18 protein-coding genes are annotated in these 18,272 nt (G+C 64.7%); 8 read left to right on the plus strand and 10 right to left on the minus strand.

The genetic code is table 11. The features are described 5' to 3' along the window. The first annotated feature begins 497 nt into the window (after positions 1-497). A complete protein-coding gene (locus ABD742_RS16825; RefSeq protein ID WP_372460935.1) occupies positions 498-1,112 on the plus strand; it encodes a uracil-DNA glycosylase family protein in 615 nt (204 codons plus the stop codon). Here ABD742_RS16825 and ABD742_RS16830 read toward each other — a convergent pair. After that, positions 1,109-1,564, minus strand: a complete 456-nt coding sequence (locus ABD742_RS16830; protein WP_234751205.1) for a DoxX family protein — start codon at positions 1,562-1,564, stop codon at positions 1,109-1,111. The genes ABD742_RS16825 and ABD742_RS16830 overlap by 4 nt on opposite strands. A 156-nt stretch (positions 1,565-1,720) precedes the next feature. After that, complete coding sequence (locus tag ABD742_RS16835; RefSeq protein WP_234751203.1) at positions 1,721-1,972, minus strand: hypothetical protein; 252 nt, start codon at positions 1,970-1,972, stop codon at positions 1,721-1,723. 107 nt (positions 1,973-2,079) lie between these two features. Between ABD742_RS16835 and ABD742_RS16840 the strand changes: the two genes are divergently transcribed. After that, on the plus strand, positions 2,080-2,202 hold the full coding sequence (locus ABD742_RS16840) for a hypothetical protein (protein ID WP_268819144.1): 123 nt from the start codon (positions 2,080-2,082) through the stop codon (positions 2,200-2,202). Positions 2,203-2,272: 70 nt separating this feature from the next. On the opposite strand, the gene ABD742_RS16845 is transcribed toward ABD742_RS16840, so the two are convergent. Next, a complete protein-coding gene (locus tag ABD742_RS16845) occupies positions 2,273-4,492 on the minus strand; it encodes an NADP-dependent isocitrate dehydrogenase (protein ID WP_234751201.1) in 2,220 nt (739 codons plus the stop codon). 210 nt (positions 4,493-4,702) lie between these two features. On the opposite strand from ABD742_RS16845, the gene ABD742_RS16850 reads away from it, so the two are divergent. Further along, positions 4,703-5,695 carry a trypsin-like serine peptidase gene (locus tag ABD742_RS16850; RefSeq protein WP_234751199.1) on the plus strand — a complete coding sequence of 331 codons (993 nt, stop codon included), beginning with the start codon at positions 4,703-4,705 and terminating at the stop codon, positions 5,693-5,695. Positions 5,696-5,935: 240 nt separating this feature from the next. Here the strand turns inward: ABD742_RS16850 and purH are convergent, their stop codons facing one another. Continuing rightward, complete coding sequence (purH, locus tag ABD742_RS16855; protein WP_234751197.1) at positions 5,936-7,606, minus strand: bifunctional phosphoribosylaminoimidazolecarboxamide formyltransferase/IMP cyclohydrolase; 1,671 nt, start codon at positions 7,604-7,606, stop codon at positions 5,936-5,938. 120 nt (positions 7,607-7,726) lie between these two features. Between purH and ABD742_RS16860 the strand changes: the two genes are divergently transcribed. Genes ABD742_RS16860 through ABD742_RS16870 form a run of 3 tightly spaced genes read left to right on the plus strand, consistent with a single transcriptional unit; the run spans position 7,727 to position 10,975 of the window. Beyond that, positions 7,727-8,650: an N-acetylglucosamine kinase gene (locus ABD742_RS16860; RefSeq protein ID WP_234751194.1), complete on the plus strand. Its 924-nt coding sequence runs from the start codon at positions 7,727-7,729 to the stop codon at positions 8,648-8,650. Next, positions 8,634-9,602, plus strand: a complete 969-nt coding sequence (gene murQ / locus ABD742_RS16865) for an N-acetylmuramic acid 6-phosphate etherase (RefSeq protein ID WP_308193847.1) — start codon at positions 8,634-8,636, stop codon at positions 9,600-9,602. Before ABD742_RS16860 ends, murQ begins: the two co-directional genes overlap by 17 nt. Positions 9,603-9,622: 20 nt before the next feature. After that, positions 9,623-10,975: an MFS transporter gene (locus ABD742_RS16870; protein WP_234751193.1), complete on the plus strand. Its 1,353-nt coding sequence runs from the start codon at positions 9,623-9,625 to the stop codon at positions 10,973-10,975. 219 nt (positions 10,976-11,194) lie between these two features. Here ABD742_RS16870 and purN read toward each other — a convergent pair whose 3' ends face one another. Continuing rightward, positions 11,195-11,767, minus strand: coding sequence for a phosphoribosylglycinamide formyltransferase (gene purN, locus ABD742_RS16875; RefSeq protein ID WP_234751191.1), 573 nt, complete (start codon positions 11,765-11,767; stop codon positions 11,195-11,197). Positions 11,768-11,805: 38 nt separating this feature from the next. Here purN and ABD742_RS16880 point away from each other — a divergent pair, with 38 nt between their 5' ends. After that, positions 11,806-12,228, plus strand: coding sequence for a hypothetical protein (locus tag ABD742_RS16880; RefSeq protein ID WP_234751189.1), 423 nt, complete (start codon positions 11,806-11,808; stop codon positions 12,226-12,228). A 30-nt stretch (positions 12,229-12,258) separates the two neighbouring features. On the opposite strand, the gene ABD742_RS16885 is transcribed toward ABD742_RS16880, so the two are convergent. Next, positions 12,259-13,590, minus strand: a complete 1,332-nt coding sequence (locus ABD742_RS16885; RefSeq protein ID WP_234751188.1) for a cell division protein PerM — start codon at positions 13,588-13,590, stop codon at positions 12,259-12,261. A 332-nt stretch (positions 13,591-13,922) separates the two neighbouring features. Between ABD742_RS16885 and ABD742_RS16890 the strand changes: the two genes are divergently transcribed. Then, positions 13,923-14,387, plus strand: a complete 465-nt coding sequence (locus ABD742_RS16890) for a DUF4383 domain-containing protein (RefSeq protein WP_234751187.1) — start codon at positions 13,923-13,925, stop codon at positions 14,385-14,387. Positions 14,388-14,540: 153 nt separating this feature from the next. Here the strand turns inward: ABD742_RS16890 and ABD742_RS16895 are convergent, their stop codons facing one another. From ABD742_RS16895 to ABD742_RS16910, 4 genes are all read right to left on the minus strand, one after another. After that, positions 14,541-15,272 (minus strand): maleylpyruvate isomerase family mycothiol-dependent enzyme, encoded by a 732-nt coding sequence (locus ABD742_RS16895; protein ID WP_234751186.1) that lies wholly within the window; start codon positions 15,270-15,272, stop codon positions 14,541-14,543. Then, complete coding sequence (locus ABD742_RS16900; RefSeq protein WP_234751185.1) at positions 15,272-16,096, minus strand: fumarylacetoacetate hydrolase family protein; 825 nt, start codon at positions 16,094-16,096, stop codon at positions 15,272-15,274. Before ABD742_RS16900 ends, ABD742_RS16895 begins: the two co-directional genes overlap by 1 nt. Next, the gene (locus tag ABD742_RS16905) at positions 16,093-17,223 is read right to left on the minus strand and encodes a cupin domain-containing protein (RefSeq protein ID WP_234751184.1); all 1,131 of its coding nucleotides are present in this window, start codon (positions 17,221-17,223) and stop codon (positions 16,093-16,095) included. The genes ABD742_RS16900 and ABD742_RS16905 overlap by 4 nt, the downstream gene beginning before the upstream one ends. 211 nt (positions 17,224-17,434) lie before the next feature. Continuing rightward, positions 17,435-18,259, minus strand: a complete 825-nt coding sequence (locus ABD742_RS16910) for an IclR family transcriptional regulator (protein WP_234751183.1) — start codon at positions 18,257-18,259, stop codon at positions 17,435-17,437. Positions 18,260-18,272: the final 13 nt, after the last annotated feature.

The following is an 18,272-nucleotide window of genomic DNA, read 5'->3' on the forward strand; positions in this document are numbered from 1 at the left end:
CACCGGCCCCTGCCCGACCCCAGGAGACCCCTGCTCTCATGACCGCATTGGCCGAACCGGACTTTTTCGAGGTACACGACGAGGATTACCGCAGCGAACTGGACTCGCGGTACGAGGAAGGTTTCGGGCGCGGCCCCGAGCTCGACGACGACTACGGCAGCGGCTACGACGAACTCGACAAGCTCTTCGATGGTTTGTTCGACGACGAGGATGACTTGGACGCCCCGGCCAAGGCCGAAAAGAAGGCTCCGGCCAGGAAAGACACTCCGAAGGCCGCCGCCGTAAAGACGGCCACGCCGAAGAAGGCTTCCTCAAATTCGATGCCCAAGGCCAGCCCGGTCATTACCCGCACGGTGGTACCTGCGGCCGCTCCCGCCGTCGTCGAACCGACCGCCGTCGAACCGGCCGCCGTCGAAAGGGCCGCCGTCGAAAGGGCCGTCGTCGAACCGACCGTCGTCGAACCGGCAGCCTCCGCAGAGGCTTCCGCCGAAGAAGCCGTGACTCCACCGGTACCGGTCAGCCCCTTCTTCGCCCCGCACATCGCACCGGTGAACCAGCATGTGGAGTTCCTCCGCAAGCTCCGCCCCGGCTTCGAAGTCCCCTATGTGGATCCGATGCACTCGGTGGAGGAGTGCCGGATTGTCACCCTGTTTTCCAACAACAGCGAGGCCTCCTCGCGGGGCGTTGTCTGGGCGGGCGACGACGCCGCCGCCACCCGGCTACTGGGCCTGCAGTTCCAGCTCGGCCTGCGCCCGGAATGGATGATGCCGTGGAACACCCACCCGTGGTTCACTCCGGGCGAGGCGAACGGAAAGCTGACTCCCGAGCAGGTCGCCGCCGGCCTGAAGCCGCTCCTCGCTTTCCTCAAACTCGTTCCACGCGCCTCGGCGATCGTCGCCCACGGAACGGAAGCCAACCGCCTGGCGCAGATGCTCCTCAAGACTGACAACCAGCTGATCTGGCGCCGCGGCTTGAAGGTCTACAAGGCCCGTTCGCTGCACGGGCGCGCCTTCGCCGGTTCCAAGGAACGCCAGACCGAATGGCTGATCGAAATGGGCCGCTCCTACGCGGACGCCATGGCCCGCGCGGGTCTCCAGGCCGGTCGGCGCTAGGGCGCCTGGCGCCGTGACTTCCGGGCTGGCTTCCCGGCAAACAGTTTCCGGTCCAGCGAAACCGCCCCGGAACCAATGAAGGCAAACGCCAACGCCAGTGCGATATACAGAATGAGCAGCTCAGCGTTGATTCCGGGACTATCGCTCAACAGCGGCTTGCCTGATTCGGTGACAAACCAGATCCCTGCGTACATGAGGGCTGCCAGGAAGCCAGCCACCCTGGTCAGGGCGCCGAGCACCAAAAGTGCGCCCAACCCGGTTTCGCCCCAGATAACGAGCCAGGACATCAGCTCCGCTTTTTGAACACCCATGGCAGCGATGGTTGCCTCGAACGCAGGCTGTCCCGCGAGCAGCTTCTGGACTCCATGCAGCAGCAAAAGGCCGCCGAACACGATCCTCAGAAATGCGACGCCACGCGAGGACGAGGTCTGCGAGGGAAGGAGGAATTTCACCCTATCCAATCTTCCATGCCGACGGTGCAGCTCAAAACAGCCGCTCCGTGCACGTGGAATGGAAACTGCAGTGGACCTCGATGGGAGGCCGCAGGACAGGATGGTGAATCCGGGGTGGATGTTGACGTCGTCGTAGTCGGCGGAGGCGCAATGGGATCAGCTGCGGCGCGGCAGCTCGCACTCAGGGAGCGTTGGGCAGGCGTGGCGTTCCGAAGCGATGTTCTCTTCGTGCCGGAATCGGGCCGGGTCCGGGCGGCCGAGGCCCTCAGGGCGCTGCGCGCATCGGCCGAGGCACACGGTGCCCGTTTCGAGTATTCGATCCCTGTTCGCGACATCCGCGTCCTCGGCGACGATCGGGCCGTCGTCGTGACTGATTCGCTGGAGATCACCGCGCCGGGTTGTCATCACGGCGGGCGCCTGGACCAGCAAGCTTGTCGGGGCGCAGGTGCACCTCCCCCGTTTGGTGGTCACCCAGGAGCAACTGCACTTACACGAGCACGGCCAACGAACCGCTGGTGGTCGGGGCCGGGTTCTCCGGGCACGGATTCAAGTTCACCCCGGCTATCGGCCGCGTACTTGCCGATCTTGTCGACGGGATCGACGCGCCGCGCCGCTACTCCGCGCTTAAACGCAACTGACTCGCAGTTGTTGTCGTTATGAACCCTCAAAACGACAACAACTGCGAGCTAGTTGGGTGAGGCGGGGCGCTTAGTTCAGCGTGGCGACAACCTCGTTGAGCTTCGCGGAAGGACGCATCACGGCCTCCGCCTTTGCGGCGTCGGGGCGGTAGTAGCCGCCGATGTCGGCAGGCGAACCCTGGACTGCGAGCAGCTCGGCGATGATGGTTTCCTCGTTGGACGTCAGGGCTCCGGCAACGGCGGAGAACGCCGCGGCGAGCTCGGCGTCGTCGGTCTGTTGGGCCAGTTCCTGTGCCCAGTACTTGGCGAGGTAGTAGTGGCTGCCTCGGTTGTCGAGTTCGCCCACCCGGCGCTTCGGGGACTTGTTGTCCAGGAGGAACGTGCCCGTGGCACGGTCCAGCGTGTCGGCGAGGACCTGGGCCCGGGCGTTGCCCGTGGTGGTGGCGAGGTGCTCGAAGCTAACCGCCAGAGCAAGGAACTCGCCCAGGCTGTCCCAGCGCAAGTGGTTTTCCTGCAGGAGCTGCTGGACGTGCTTCGGGGCCGAACCGCCGGCACCGGTCTCGAAGAGGCCGCCGCCGTTGATCAGCGGGACCACGGAGAGCATCTTGGCGCTCGTGCCAAGTTCGAGGATCGGGAACAGGTCGGTGAGGTAGTCACGCAACACGTTTCCGGTCACCGAGATGGTGTCTTCGCCCTTGCGGATCCGCTCCAGCGTGAACGCGGTGGCCTTCTCCGGGGACATGATTTCGATCTGCAGGCCCTCGGTGTCGTGGTCCTTCAGGTATTCCTTGACCTTGGCGATCAGCTGGGCGTCGTGGGCACGGGTTTCGTCGAGCCAGAAGACGGCCGGCATCTTGGAGGCGCGGGCACGGGTAACGGCCAGTTTGACCCAGTCGCGGATCGGCACGTCCTTGGTCTGGCAGGCGCGCCAGATGTCGCCCGGGGAGACCTGGTGTTCGATCAGCACGGTTCCGGAGGAATCCACAACCTGCATGGTTCCGGCGTACTCAACCTCGAAGGTCTTGTTGTGGCTGCCGTATTCCTCAGCCGCTTGTGCCATCAGGCCGACGTTCGGAACCGTACCCATGGTGGTGGGATCGAAGGCGCCGTGGGCACGGCAGTCATCGATGACCACTTGGTACACATCTGCGTAGCAGCTGTCCGGGATGACCGCGAGGGTATCGGCTTCCTTGCCGTCCGGTCCCCACATGTGGCCGGAGCTGCGGATCATTGCCGGCATCGAAGCGTCGACAATGATGTCGCTGGGAACGTGGAGGTTGGTAATGCCCTTGTCAGAGTCGACCATGGCCAGTGCCGGGCCGTCTGCCAGGCCCTTCTTGATGGCCGCCTTGATGCCTTCGCGGACGTCCTCCGGGAGTTCATCGAGGCCTTTGAGGATGGAAGCGAGGCCGTTGTTGGCGCTCAGGCCGGCAGCAGCGATCTGCTTGCCGTAGGTGTCGAAGAGTTCGGAGAAGTACGCCTTGACGACGTGGCCGAAGATGACCGGGTCGGAGATCTTCATCATGGTGGCCTTCAGGTGTGCCGAGAACAGCACGCCTTCTTCCTTGGCGCGGACCACCTGGGCAGCCAGGAACTCGTCCAATGCGGCGGCGCGCAGGACGGTGCCGTCCACTACTTCACCGGCGAGGACGGGGAAGGCCGGCTTGAGGACCTTGACGGTGCCGTCTTCGCGGACAATCTGGATCTTGATGGTGTCATCTGCGGGAATGACCACGGACTTCTCGTTGGAGCGGAAGTCGTCCGCCGTCATGTGCGCAACGTTGGTCTTGGAGTCGGCGCTCCAGGCACCCATGGAGTGCGGATTCTGGCGGGCGTAGTTTTTCACCGACAGGGGTGCGCGGCGGTCGGAGTTGCCTTCACGCAGGACCGGGTTCACGGCCGAGCCCTTGATCTTGTCGTAGCGCGACCTAATGTCCGTCTCTTCGTCAGAGGAGGGGTTGTCCGGGTAGTCCGGAAGCGCGTAGCCCTGCCCCTGCAGTTCGGCAATGACTGCCTTCAGCTGCGGGACGGATGCGCTGATGTTGGGGAGCTTGATGATGTTGGCTTCGGGTTTCTTTGCCAGTTCACCCAGTTCGGCCAGCGCGTCACTGATCCCCTGCTCTTCAGTCAGGTAGTCACCGAAGACGGCGATAATTCGGCCGGCCAGCGAAATGTCGCGGGTCTCGACCTCCACGCCCGCCGTCGAGGCGAAAGCTTCCACAATCGGCAGGAATGAGTACGTCGCCAGCATCGGCGCTTCGTCAGTGTGGGTATAGATAATCTTTGCCATTGGTGGGGCATCTCCCTGAAAGTCTGCAGATTTCAACATCTCTAACTTACCTGAGGGTGCCGGATTGGGGCGTACTGGGACGGCTCCGAGCGAGCTGTGCAACGTCATACCCCGCCGGACCTTATGTACCTGCGCGCCAAATCGGAGTAGGTTCATGGGGTCAAACTGTGGCCGACGACACGTGGCCGCCAAACGATTGGCAGGACAATCATGACAAAGAAATCACTCCCCATCACTGGTCTCCTGAGCCTCCTTACCTCCGCCGTTTTGACCCTCTGTGCCGCTGGAGGGGCGGCAGCCGCAACGCCTTACACCGCGGTTTCGAGCTTCGCAGCGCCTGGGACGCAGCAGCTCGTCAGCTTGGCGACAACAAACACCGACCCCACGGGGTACTGGACTCCCGAACGGATGCAAGCAGCGATCCCTGGGGATGTCCTCGCAGTTAAAGCCCTCGCACGAGGTGGCGCCCCCAGCACCGCCAGCGGCACGGTCGAAACCGGCCCGCCAGTGAAAATCGCCAGCGCCAAGGGCGGCAGCGGGAGCCTGCACCAAGACGAAGACCCCATTGACCACGTCGGCAAGGTCTTCTTCACCATGGGCGCCTTCGCCTACGTCTGCTCCGGCAACGTCGTCGTGTCGGACAACGACAGCACTGTCGCGACCGCGGGCCACTGCGTCAATGAGGGTCCCGGGGCGTTCGTCCGGAACTTCGTTTTCGTTCCGGCTTATCTCAACGGCAAGGCTCCTTTCGGCATCTGGCCTGCCAAAGCCCTTTACACCACACCCCAGTGGCGCACCGCGGGCGACATTCGCTATGACACAGGCTTCGCAGTCACTGCCACGGTGAACGGCAAGCACTTGGCCGACGTCGTCGGCGCGTCCGGCGTAGAGTTCAACCAGGATCGGGGGCTCAGCTACCAAGCGTTCGGCTACCCTGCCGCCCCGCCGTTCGACGGACAATCGCTGAAGAGCTGTTCGGGTGACGCCACCAAGGACCCCATCAATCCACAGTTCAAGGCGCAGGGCATTCCCTGCGATATGACCGGCGGATCATCGGGCGGACCCTGGATGGTCGACTCCGGCCGGGATTCCTACCAAAACTCCATTACGAGCTACGGCTACCCCGGCGGCCCGGCCGTGATCTACGGGCCTTATTGGGGCTCAGTCATCCAGGAAGCCTACGATTCGGCGTCCACGTCCTAGGTCCTCCGTCCACTCGGAAATAGGGCAACTGTGACGAGGGCCAGACCGCGTCCATAGCCCCGTAGCATCCCTCTCTCGCCGGACATGCCCCCTGTTCGCTCCCAGGACTGGACATATTGCGAATATGCCCAGTCCTGACCACCAAAAATGGACATGTCCTCCCGGAAAGGGAGGACATGTCCATTTTTTGGTGGAGCGAGTGGACTTGGTGGAGCGAGTGGTTTTAGTGGAAGCCCGGACTTAGTGGAAGAAGTGCCTTGCTCCGGTGAAGTACATCGTGATGCCGGCTGCGTTGGCCGCGGCAATGACTTCCTCGTCGCGCACTGAACCGCCAGGCTGGACGACGGCGCGGACACCGGCGTCGATCAGGATCTGCAGGCCATCGGCGAACGGGAAGAACGCGTCGGAAGCAGCCACGGCACCGCGGGCGCGCTCGGGAGCGCCGCTCGCGTTCGAATTGGACGCACCGCCGGCACCTTCGACGTCGGACTCCACCTGAACGCCCAAGGTGTTGGCGCGCTCAACGGCCAGTTTGCAGGAGTCCAGGCGGTTGACCTGGCCCATGCCGATGCCGACTGCGGCGCCGTTGTTGGCGAGGAGGATCGCGTTGGACTTGGCGGCGCGGCAAGCGGTCCAGGCGAACGCGAGGTCAGCCAGCGTGGCATCGTCGGCGGCTTCGCCGGCGGCGAGGGTCCAGTTGGCGGGGTTGTCGCCGTCGGCGTCCACCTTGTCGGCTTGCTGTACGAGGACGCCGCCCGAGACCTGGCGGATCTCCGTCGGGTAGCGGCCGTAACCGTCCGGGAGCGCCAGGAGGCGGATGTTCTTCTTCTTGGACAGGATTTCAACGGCTTCCGGCTCGAAGCCCGGGGCGATGACAACCTCGGTGAAGATCCCGGCCACGGTTCTGGCCATACCCGCCGTGACAATGCTGTTGGCCGCGATGACGCCGCCGAAAGCGGACACCGGATCGCAAGCGTGGGCCTTGGCGTGGGCGTCGGCGATGGGGTCGGCGGCATCGGCGGAACCAACGGCAACGCCGCAGGGGTTGGCGTGTTTGATGATGGCGACCGCAGGCTCGGAGAAGTCGAACGCGGCGCGGAGGGCGGCGTCGGCGTCGACGAAGTTGTTGTAGCTCATGGCCTTGCCGTGCAACTGGTCTGCCTGGGCAATGCCGGCGGGCGCAGCCTTGTCCACATAAAGGGCGGCCTGCTGGTGCGGGTTTTCGCCGTAGCGCAGCACCTCGGAGCGCTCGAGGGCGAGGCCGGCATAAGCGGGCCAGTCGATAATGCCGTCGCCGTCTTCATCGAGGAACTGGCTGGCGGTCCAGGTGGCAACGGCGGTGTCGTACGTTGCGGTGTGGGCGAAAGCCTTGGCGGCCAGGCGGCGGCGCGTTTTCAGGTCAAAGCCACCAGCAGCGGCGGCTTCCACCACGGCGCCGTAGAAGTTCGGGTCAACAACGATCGCGACGGCGGCATGGTTCTTGGCGGCCGAACGCACCATCGCGGGGCCTCCGATGTCGATCTGCTCGACGACGTCGTCCTGCTCAGCGCCGGAGCGGACGGTCTCCACGAACGGGTAGAGGTTGACCACCACGAGGTCGAAGGGCTCGATCTCCATCTTGGCCAGCGTTTCCATGTGGGCAGGAACGCGGCGGTCGGCCAGGATGCCGCCGTGCACGCGCGGGTGCAGGGTCTTGACCCGGCCATCGAGCATCTCCGGGGAACCCGTGACTTCTTCGACTTCCTTGACCGGAATACCGGCTGCGGCAATCCTCTTCGCGGTGGAGCCGGTGGAGACGATGGCGACTCCTGCTGCATGCAGGCCCTTCGCGAGCTCCTCCAGCCCCGTCTTGTCGTAAACCGAGATCAGTGCACGGCGGATGGGAACACGGTCAAGCTGCGTCAAGCTCACAAAAGTCTCCGTCTTATATCGCGGGATTCCGCGGTTGCTGGGGATACGGGCAAGTTTATCGTGTTGTGGCTCTTGTTCGTTTTTCGAGACCTGGCGGCGCCCGCAACATATGGTTGGGCCATGGATTCCGCGGATGCGATTTTGGTAGCCGACGTCGGCAAGAGCCGATGCAGGGTAGAACTCAGGCAGGGCGATGAGGTGTTGGGCTCGGCGGACCAGCAGGGCTTCCCCGGCCTGGGCATGGACAACGGCGCCCGGCTCGCCTTCGAGCTCCTCGCGGACACTGCAGCCATGCTGCCGCACGGGCTTCCGGCCTCGTTGCGGGGAATCGGCGCCGCCGTGGCCGGGGTTGAGGCCTCCGCGGCGAACTCCCACCGCCTCGCCGTCCTGCTTTCCGAACGCTTCAAGGTCCCGGCCGCGGTTCTCTCGGACGCCACCGCGGCCCAGCTCGGCGCCCTGGACGGCGCGCCCGGAACTGTGCTGATTGTGGGCACGGGGGCCGTTGCCTTCCGCTTCGACGACGCGGGGACCCTCCACCGTGCCGACGGTTGGGGACCGCTGTTGGGCGATCGCGGAAGCGGCCGGTGGATCGGCCAGCAGGGTCTTCAGGCCGCACTTCAAGCGCACGACGGCGGACCGGCCACTTCGTTGCTCGGCGCGGCTACCGCGCTGCTTGACTCACCCGCGCAGCTTCCGGCGTGGCTCGCCGAATCCGACAACCCGGCCCGGACGATGGCGCGTTTCGCCCCCGTGGTGCTGAAAGAAGCGGAGGCGGGAGACGCCATCGCACGCGGCATTTTGGACGAGGCGTGCAGTCTCCTTGTGAACACCGTGAACCTTGCCTCCGGCGACACGAAGCAAGTGGCGCTCCTTGGCGGCGTAGTGAAATCGGAGTTCTTCGATGGGCTCTTGCACAACGCCCTCGCTTCGGCTGGGATTGAGGTGGTTGCGGCACTCGGCGATGGCATGGACGGGGCCGCCCTCGCAGCGAACCGCCGCGGGCTCCTCCAGGAAAGGTACATTCACCGTGACGGAACAGCCTGACGCAGCAGCTTCCCCGGGTCCGCTCAGTGGGGATGGGCTCAAGGAACTCCGCTCCGAGCTCGCGGGCCTGCAAACAGAAGCGGCATCGCCCGCACTCAGTGAGTTGGACACCATGGGCACGGCCGAGCTCGTCGACGCCATGAACGAGCAGAACCGCGGCGTCCCGGCCGCCGTCGAACTAGCGAGCGAGCAGATCGCCGCAGTGGTCGACGCCGTTGCGGAACGCCTCGCCCGCGGCGGCCGGCTGCTCTACGTCGGCGCCGGAACTGCCGGACGGCTCGGAGTTTTGGACGCGAGCGAATGCCCGCCAACCTTCGGCACTCCCCCGAGCCTCGTCGTCGGGATCATCGCGGGCGGCACCCAGGCCATCCAGAAACCGGTGGAGTACGCCGAGGACAATGCCACGGCCGGAGCCCGGGACCTGCACGACATCAGCGTGACCGAGGCGGACGCCGTCGTCGGAATCTCGGCTTCGGGACGCACGCCGTACGTGATCGGCGCCCTTGAGGAGGCCCGCAGCCGCGGGGCTTTCACCGCCTCGCTCGCCTGCAACCACGACTCACCCATCAGCAAACTGGCGGACGTGGCGATCGACGTAGTGGTCGGTCCGGAATTCGTTGCCGGTTCCACGCGGCTCAAGGCCGGCACGGCGCAAAAGCTCGTCCTCAACATGATCAGCACGCTCGCCATGGTCAAGCTCGGGAAGACCTATGGAAACCTGATGGTCGATCTGCGAGCCACCAACAACAAACTCCTTGCGAGGTCCCAGCGGACTATCCAACACGCCACGGGAGTGGACGCGGAGACGGCGATTCGCGCTCTGGATTCCGTGGGTGGATCGGTCAAGGCGGCCATCATGGTGGTGCTGACGGGCATCGATCCCGCGCAGGCGAAGACTGCTTTGGATGAGGCCGGCGGCTTCCTGCGAAAGGCGATTGAGAAGCACGGATAGAGTTTTCCCCAGGAGGGGAAATGAATACTTACACAACCGTCCCGAGCGGCGAGCAGGTTGTGCAGGAGCTGCCGTGGCGGTGGAAGGTCCAGGGCCGGATCTTCCTGATCGGCGGCCTCGGCTTCATGTTCGATGCCTGGGACGTCACCCTCAACGGCATCCTCATTCCGCTGCTTTCCAAGCATTGGTCCCTCCAGCCCGCCGACGCCGGATGGATCGGCACTGCCAACCTGATCGGCATGGCCTTGGGCGCCTTCGCCTGGGGCACCATCGCGGACACGATCGGCCGGAAGCGGGCATTCACCGCCACTCTGCTGATCTTCTCGATCTTCACGGTGCTAGGTGCTTTCGCCCCGGACTTGGTCTGGTTTTGCATCTTCCGGTTCATGGCCGGCTTCGGGCTGGGCGGCTGTATTCCGGTGGACTACGCCCTGGTAGGTGAATTCACGCCAAGGAAGCAACGCGGCAAGGTGCTTACCGCCATGGATGGTTGGTGGCCCGTGGGCGCAGCCCTGTGCGGCTTCATTTCAGCAGGACTTGTTGCGGCCTTTGCCGATTGGCGCCTGACCATGCTCGTCATGGTGTTGCCTGCCCTGCTGGTGTTCTGGGTCAGGCGGAGCGTGCCCGAATCCCCGCTCTTCCTCATCCGCAAGGGCCGGCGCCAAGAGGCCGCCGACGTCATCGACAGTCTCGTCCTGGCCACAGGAGCCGAGCCGCGCGCCTACAGTCTTCCCGTGCCGCAAGACGCGCCGCGCCTCTCCGCTGGCAGCGCGTGGCGGCAGCTGCGACGCGTCTGGCAGTTCAACTGGAAGATCACGACGGCGGCATGGGCCCTGTTTTTCAGCATCCTTCTGGTCTACTACTTGAGCTTGACGTGGATGCCGCAGATTCTGATTGGCGCAGGATTCGAGGAGTACAAGGCCTTCGTGACGACAGCCGGGATGGCCGGCGTCGGGCTCCTGGGCGTGGCGGTCGCGGCAGTGCTGGTGGAGCGGGTGGGCCGCAAGTGGATCCTGGTCATCACCGGGCCACTGTCCGCGTTGACCCTGGTGATCGTGTCATTGGTGGTGGACATTCCTGACGCGGCGGTGTTCTGGCTCCTGGCGTTCGGCTTCGTTATCCAGGTGGCCATCCCCGTGCTTTACACCTACGTGTCGGAGCTCTACCCCACCGAGCTCCGGGGTTCCGGCTTCGGCTGGGCGTCCACGTTCTCACGGGTTGGTGCCGGGATCGGGCCGCTCGTGTTCGCCTCGTATTTCTGGCCCGAGTTTGGATTGGCCACGTCCTTCGCCTTGGCTGGCGGGCTCATTGTGCTGTCCGTGCTGTGGATGGCGTTGTTTGCGCCGGAGACCAAGCAGCTCGACCTCGACTGAGCATGCCCCCTGTCCGAGGCTACGAATCGACATAACAGCAATATGTCCATTCTTGGCGGCCAACGGTGCGCATGTCCCTCAGGGGTGCCCTGCATATGTCCATCCTTCGGGGCCGACAGTGGGCATGTCCCTCAGGGGTGCCCAACTAGCTCGCATTAGACGTCGTTTTCAGGCCTGAATACGACACCTAATGCGAGTCAGTTGGGCCGGAAGGAGGACTCAGGCGTGTTTTCCCGCCGCGAGCTCTGCGAGGGTCTGGACCAGGAGCCTGCGCTCCACCACCTTGATGCGTTCGTGCAGGGTGTCTTCGGTGTCGTCCGGGGCGATTTCGACGGCTTCCTGGGCGATGATGGGCCCGGTGTCGACGCCGGCGTCGGCCCAGTGGACGGTGCAGCCAGTCACTTTCACGCCATAGGCCATGGCATCGCGGACTCCGTGGGCACCCGGGAAAGCGGGCAGCAATGCGGGGTGCGTGTTGAGGTACTTGCCGCCGAAGGCGTCGATGAATTCCGGGCTGACAATCCGCATGAACCCGGAGGAAACCACTACGTCCGGATCGTACGAGGCAACGGCTTTGGTCAGCGCGGCGTTCCAATCGGCCCGGTCTGCGTAGTCCTTGAAGTCCACCACGAAGGTGTCCAGTCCGGCCTCGGCGGAGCGTTCCACGCCGTAGGTACCCGGCCGGTCGGCTCCCACGGCTGCGATCTCAACGTCCAGCTCGCCCGCCTTCACTGCGTCGATTACTGCTTGGAGGTTGGAACCGGTTCCGGAGACGAGGACAACAATGCGCATTGCACTAGCTTATGGCTGGCTCGCGTAGGCTGGAAAACATGAATTCCGGCGTTGGACCCACCCCGCAGCATCAGCCACAGAGCGAGGCTGCCAAATCAGCGCTTGCCGTTACCCAAGCGCTGTTCAGGACATTCCTGCTGACAGTGCTTGGCGCCATCTTCGTCTACATCCTGAACATCAGCTACGTCTGGCTCAGTGCTATCCTCACCGTCATCGCGGGGGTGCTTGGAGTGGTGGTCCTCGTGCGGACCATCCGGTTCAAGCAGCCGCGCATCGTTCTGTTTGGCACCATTTCCGGGCTCGTGGTCACGGCCATCATGTGCCTGCTGGTGATCACCGCCGTCGTCTTCTTCCAACAGATCACCACCTTGGAGAACTGCGCACGAGGCGCCCTGACGCTCCACGCCCAAAACTCGTGCCAGGTGGATTTCCAGAAGTCCATTCCCTCCGGATTGCGCTAGCCGGGGCGCAAGCCAGGTGAGGCGGGCACCTTAGCCGCGGTCGCCGTCGTACACGGAATCATCGAGATCCGCTTCGCGGAGCTTCTGCCGCCTTTCGAGCCAGGGACCCACCCAGTAACCGATCACGACGCCGATCCCCACCTCCGCGGCGATCCAGACTGCCGTCCACCGCGGGTCCGGGCCGATCTCGGTGAGGCGCCCGATTCCGGCGGAACCGCGTGCCAGCCAGGCGAGGCCTCCCGCCAAAGCCCCGGCCACGGCCCCGATGAGGGCGCCGAGGATCAGCGTGGAAACAGGAGCGGTGAACCAGCGCGCCTTGATCTTGATGGAGAGCCATTCGTCGAAGTGGTTCTCCCCCGCACGCAGGAACCACCAGCCCGCCAACAGACCGGCGATCACCGGAAGGGCAAGGGCCGCGGCACCGAAGTCGAGTTGCCCGGTGGGCAGCGCGCCGAAGACAGGAATCGCAGGCAGGGGCCCGACGGCGGTGCCCAGCGGTCCGACGTGTGAGCCGACACCGAGGGAGAACCCGGCGCCAGAGGACCAAGCCAAAGTGAAAACCGCCAGATTGGGCAGGTAGCCGAGCTGGGCTATGGTCAGGACGCCACCGCCGAGGGCCCCGGCTTTCAGGCCTTCGTAGACGGCGATGATGTCCGTCCAGTGCATGACAAGGTCGACGGCGAGCAGCATGGCGGAGAGTGTCATGGCCGCCATGATCGCCACGAATCCGGCCTTGATGGCGGAGCCGAAGTAGGAACCGGCCCAACGGGAATGTTGGCTTGTGCGTGCGAGCCAATCGACTGCGTCGACGCCAATGAGCCTGCTCCAGGAGCCAGACTCACGCCGGGCACCCACCACCATGCCAAGGCCGAACGGGATAAGCGGAAGTAATGCAGCGAACCATATGTTGATCACGACGTCTTGTGTGCGGCAAACGAATCCGGTCGCCGCGCCGAACGCCCCGTAGACAAGCAACGCTCCGAAGAAGGCCTGCCACAGCTGGTCCGTGTAGGAAGCCCTGGCCAGTCGGCGGCCCGCGCGCCACGCCAGGAGGAAGGGGACCAGAGTCAGCCCGAGCGGGATGAGGGACAGCATCCCGGAACCCAGTAGGCCTGCGGTTCCCAGGTTGACGGTGGCAAGCTGCAGCGGCACGCCGTGGACGAGGAGCCAGGTTTGGCCAGCCAAGCGTGCCAGGAAATCGATGGCGTGGTTCTGGAATCCGTCGGTTGCCCAGACGCCGATCAGCGGTAGGACCACCACGAGCGCCGAGATGATGGCGGCCTGGGCCGACTCAAGGGCACCCTGCAGCCACAAAGGCATAGGCAGGCCATGGTTACCGGTCTGATCAGCGCGCAGTTTCATCGTGTTCTATCGTGCCACGGCGTGCCCCGCTCCCCCGGCAGGCGCCCGCGCGGCCCGCCAATCCTCCAACACCCGCTCACCTATAACCCCCTCCCGGCCAACGCTCGCTCACCTTTGGGGCGCGAACGCCAAACGCTCCTGCACATCGGCCGCGCCGCCGTCGTTTAAGTGAGCGAGCGTCGGGGAAAAATGCCCCATATGTGAGCGAGCGTCTGGGGGCACACCGGGGCGCCGGCGGGCCGCGCCGGGACGCCGGGCGCCGCCGTCCCAGCGCTTTTTGCATATGCCAGACGTAAAATTGGATTGTTCGCAAGAGGTGGATGGAGGGCATAATGACTACCGCAACCCCACATGCACATGGTGTTCACTTTGGACGGACGGACATCCAGAACATCGGCATGGGTGTAGGTATTCTGATGGCGCTGGTGGGCCTTCTCGGATTCATTCCGGGCATCACCATGCGGTACGGGGAATTGCAGTTCTTCGGGCCAAATTCGCACGCAATGCTCCTGGGTGTGTTCCAAGTGTCGCTGCTGCTCAACATTGTGCAGCTGCTCATCGGCGGAACCGGCTGGGCGATGTCCCGCTCGGGCGGCCATAGCGCACGCAATATCCTGATGAGCTTCGGTGCCCTGTACATCGTGCTCAGTGTGTACGGACTGAGTGTCGGGGTTGATTCGGCGGCCAACTTCCTGTCGCTGAACACGCTCGACAACTGGACGTTCATCGTCGTGGGCATCCTGATGGTCGCCGCGGGCTGGATGTTTTCACGGCATCTGGCTGACGACGCAAAATAGCCCATTCAAAGCCCGGATTAGGTTAGCCCGGGATTACAGGAGCCGCCAATGGTAGGGTCTACAGCTAAATCTGAATAGTCATACAAGCGGTTGGTGCAGTTCCTGCGGTGAAGAAGCCGGGGGCTGTGCCAACCTTCTTTGTGCCCGACGCCGTCAGATCCACTTGGGTGCCGCCGGCACCGGCCCAGCACCCCCGGCGACCCCGCCGGTCCCGCGCCCGGTGGCCCATTGCACGACGCCGGCGAGAGGCCCGGCGACCACCACGGCGGCGTTCGGATCGCCGAACATGAGGTCCGTGCCGCTGACCTTGACGAGGAGGCCCTTGTCGGTGCCGCGGGTGGACCAAGCGGACGTGATGTCGCGCAGCAGCCGTTCCAGTACCGGGGCAGGAATGTCCGCAAAGGTTGCCCCGTTGTCGAGGTCCACGGTATGCACCCAGACTTCGCGGGTGCGCATCCAGACCGTTTCCGACGCCGGCACTTCCCTGCCCTGGATGGTCCGGACCGTGTGGTGCCAGGCGTCCTCCGGCAGGTCCCGCCATTCCACGCTCAGGTGCACGGCGGAATGGTCAAAGAGGTTCCTCAACGCGATGGGAGACAGGGTCGCACCGAAGGAAATCTCCTCATCCCGCACCGCAACAGAGGGATACATGGGAGTCTCCACGCCGGTCGATGCCCACTCCACCAGCCGGGCGATGGCCCGGGCGTTGTAGCCGATGTGTGCTACAACGTGGCGGCGGCTCCAGCCGGCAAGCCGCGAATCGCCGTCGAGCTCGGCATCGGAGAGTTCATTGAGCTTGCGGGCGAAGAACGCGGTCCCGCGCCGGGCCTGCAGCAGCTGTTCCTGCAGGCCCGGATCGGTGGTGAGGTCGTGGCGGGCGACCATCAGGCTTCCTTGACCACGCGATTGTTCAGCTGCCCCAGACCCTCGATGGTGGTGACCAGGAGCTGGCCTTCCTGGAGGTAGCGCTTCGGGTTCTGGGCGTGGCCCACACCGCCGGGCGTGCCGGTCGCGATGACGTCGCCCGGGTTCAGCGTGATGATGGTGGAGATGTAGGACACGAGGAATTCCGGGGTGAACACGAGGTCCCCGGTGGGGGTCTGCTGCTGGATCTCGCCGTCCACCGCTGAGGTCATCAGCGGCCCGGCCGTGAACTCGTCCTTGGTGACCAGGGCCGGACCGAACGGCGTGGACTTCTCCCAGGTCTTGCCCTGCAGCCACTGGACGGTGCGGAACTGGTAGTCGCGCATGCTGATGTCGTTCAGCACCGAATAGCCCGCGATGTGATCGGCCGCGTCGGCTTCGCTGATGCGGCGCCCCTTCTTGCCGATCACGACGGCGAGCTCGGCCTCCCAGTCAACCGTGTCCGATTCCTGCGGCAACGCCAGATCGTCGTTGGGGCCGATCAGCGATTCCTGGTACTTCGCGAACAAGGTGGGGTACTCGGGGATTTCCCTGCCCATCTCCTTGATGTGGTTGCGGTAGTTGTGCCCGACGCAGATGATCTTCCCCGGTGAGGGCACGACGGCGGCGAGGTCGGCGCCGTCGTACGCGTGCGTTGCGCCGTTGGCCGCCTCCGCGATCCCCGCCCAGCCGGGTTCATGCAGGAGGGCGCCGACGTCGGAGAAGCCGTCAATCTCTGTCAGGGTGTCGCCGTCCTGGCGGACGGCCACGGTACCTGCAGCGGTGCGGAGGGTGAGGAGTCTCATTTGTTGCGTCCTTCGATGTACGTGCGGTTGAAATTCAGTCGTTCGAAAATGGGGGCATCGCTGAAGCGGAAGAGGTCGAACTCGCTCTCGGCCTCGAGGGACCACAAGGCCCAGGACGGGACCACGAACAGGTCGCCCTTCTCCAGGACCTTGGACTCCCCGTTCAGCACCACGGTGCCGCGGCCATCGAAGACCTGCCAGACGCTGGAACCGACTTCGCGCACAGCCTCGGTGGAAGCCCCGGCCCGCAGCCTGTGGAACTCGGCGCGGATGGTGGGCATCACGTCCCCGCCGGTGGTCGGGTTTGTGTAGCGCACAGCGGCGTGGCCCTGGGACACCGTGGCGGGGTGGCCTTCATCCTCGAGAAGCAACTGTTCGCGCAGGGCGGCGTCGGTGTGCTCCCAGCGGTAGGCCGCGATCGGTGAGTTGGTGGTGTCATCGAGCCCGGACAGCGGGCGCAGGCCCGGGTGGGCCCAGAGGCGCTCGGAGCGCGAAACGTCCGGGGTGGCCTCATCCGTAACCCGTTCGGTGCCGAATTCGAAGAACCCGGCGTCCGCGTAGTGCACGAACGGGATGTCCAGTCCGTCGATCCACGCCATCGGCTGATCGGTGTCGTTGTGGTGGCCGTGGAAGTTCCAGCCCGGCGTCAGCAGGAAGTCACCGCGGCGCATCGCCACCGGGTCCCCGTTGACAACGGTCCAGACGCCTTCACCTTCGACGACGAACCGGAACGCGTTCTGCGAGTGGCGGTGCTCCGGGGCTGTTTCGTGCGCGCCCAGATACTGGATGGCCGCCCACAACGTCGGCGTCGCATACGGCGTGCCGGCCAGGCCCGGGTTGGCCAACGCGATGGCACGGCGTTCCCCGCCACGGCCCACAGGCACGAGGTCCCCGGCGCGGGCAGCCAGCGGATACAGATCGTTCCAGCGCCACACATGCGGTACGGCTTTCGGGGACGGCACCATCGGCATCAGGTCCGCGATCTCGGTCCAGAGCGGGATCAGGTTCCCGGTCTCGAAGTCACGGTACAACTGCTCGAGCTGGGCAGCTTCCTCGGGAGTCGGTTCCGGCACCGCGAGCGCGGCGGCAACAGATTCGTGTGTGGTGCTATCGGCGCTGATAGACACAGGGGCCTCCTCAAGGGGTACGGGACAGTTTTGGCGTACTCCAGACCATAGGGAAGCCCTCAAGTGATCTCCAGAAAATTCTGCTAGCCAGAATCCGTTGGCCCAACTGATCCCCACCGCCACCCTCGCCTCGCAAGCTCGGCCAGGGAACCCTGGCGGCGTTGGCCCAACTGACTCGCAGTAGGTGTCGTTATGGGCGCTCAAAACGACATCAACTGCGAGTCAGTTGGGTGGGTGACGGCTGGGACTCGGCCGGATTTGCCGCAATGTCGATCTCCAATTGGCGCTGGGTTTCCCGCAGGATGCCCACGAGTCCACTGTCGAAGAGCCTGCGGAACCTTGCCACGGGAGTCGCGACGCTCAGCGCACCCACGGCATCGCCCCGCCCGTTGTGGAGGGCCACCCCCAAAGCGCTGATCCCTTCCTCGGTGCCCTCGAAATTCGCGGCGAATCCGTTTTTCCGGATCGTCTCCAGCTCGCGGAGGAAAGCCGGGTATTCGGCGTCGGGAATGTTGTCCCCGCCGATCTCCGCATTGTGGCTGCGGAACAACTGCTCAATCATGGCTGGCTCCAGCTCGGCCAACAGTGCCTTGCCGCCCGAGGCCTTGTTGGCGGGCAATACGGTTCCCTGCCGGTCGCCTACCCGCAGGGCGTTGGTCCCTTCCACCGTTGCAAGGAACCTCACCTTGGTTCCCACGCGCACCATGAGATTGACGGTCTCGTTGATGCGACCACTCAGGAGTTCCATGTGCGGCTGCGCCACCGTGCGCAGCAAACGGCTCCAACTGAGTCCTGCCGGTCCAACCCCCATCGCCGGCCCCGGCACGTAGCGGCGGGTCTCGTCCTGGACCGCGAACCCCCGGTAGACCAGCATGGCCAACAGCCGGTGGGCGGTGGACGGAGCAACACCCAACTCCGTGGCGGCGTCCTTGAGCCGCAGGCTGCCGCCGTCGCGCAAGAGCTGAAGGAGTTGCAAGGCATTGTCCACGGCCTCAATGGAGTAGGCCGGTTTCTTGCGGGCTGGAAGATTCTGCACGACAGAATTCTAT

Origin of the sequence: Arthrobacter ramosus (assembly GCF_039535095.1) — a bacterium.
GTDB classification, from domain to species: domain Bacteria; phylum Actinomycetota; class Actinomycetes; order Actinomycetales; family Micrococcaceae; genus Arthrobacter; species Arthrobacter ramosus.

Coding starts and splice junctions, on each gene's coding strand:
- ABD742_RS16845 (WP_234751201.1), bottom strand. CDS start 4,492: ATGGCAAAGATTATCTATACCCACACTGACGAAGCGCCGATGCTGGCG.
- ABD742_RS16890 (WP_234751187.1), top strand. CDS start 13,923: ATGACTACCGCAACCCCACATGCACATGGTGTTCACTTTGGACGGACG.
- ABD742_RS16860 (WP_234751194.1), top strand. CDS start 7,727: ATGGATTCCGCGGATGCGATTTTGGTAGCCGACGTCGGCAAGAGCCGA.
- purN (WP_234751191.1), bottom strand. CDS start 11,767: ATGCGCATTGTTGTCCTCGTCTCCGGAACCGGTTCCAACCTCCAAGCA.
- ABD742_RS16870 (WP_234751193.1), top strand. CDS start 9,623: ATGAATACTTACACAACCGTCCCGAGCGGCGAGCAGGTTGTGCAGGAG.
- ABD742_RS16895 (WP_234751186.1), bottom strand. CDS start 15,272: ATGGTCGCCCGCCACGACCTCACCACCGATCCGGGCCTGCAGGAACAG.
- ABD742_RS16900 (WP_234751185.1), bottom strand. CDS start 16,096: ATGAGACTCCTCACCCTCCGCACCGCTGCAGGTACCGTGGCCGTCCGC.
- ABD742_RS16880 (WP_234751189.1), top strand. CDS start 11,806: ATGAATTCCGGCGTTGGACCCACCCCGCAGCATCAGCCACAGAGCGAG.
- ABD742_RS16885 (WP_234751188.1), bottom strand. CDS start 13,590: ATGAAACTGCGCGCTGATCAGACCGGTAACCATGGCCTGCCTATGCCT.
- ABD742_RS16850 (WP_234751199.1), top strand. CDS start 4,703: ATGACAAAGAAATCACTCCCCATCACTGGTCTCCTGAGCCTCCTTACC.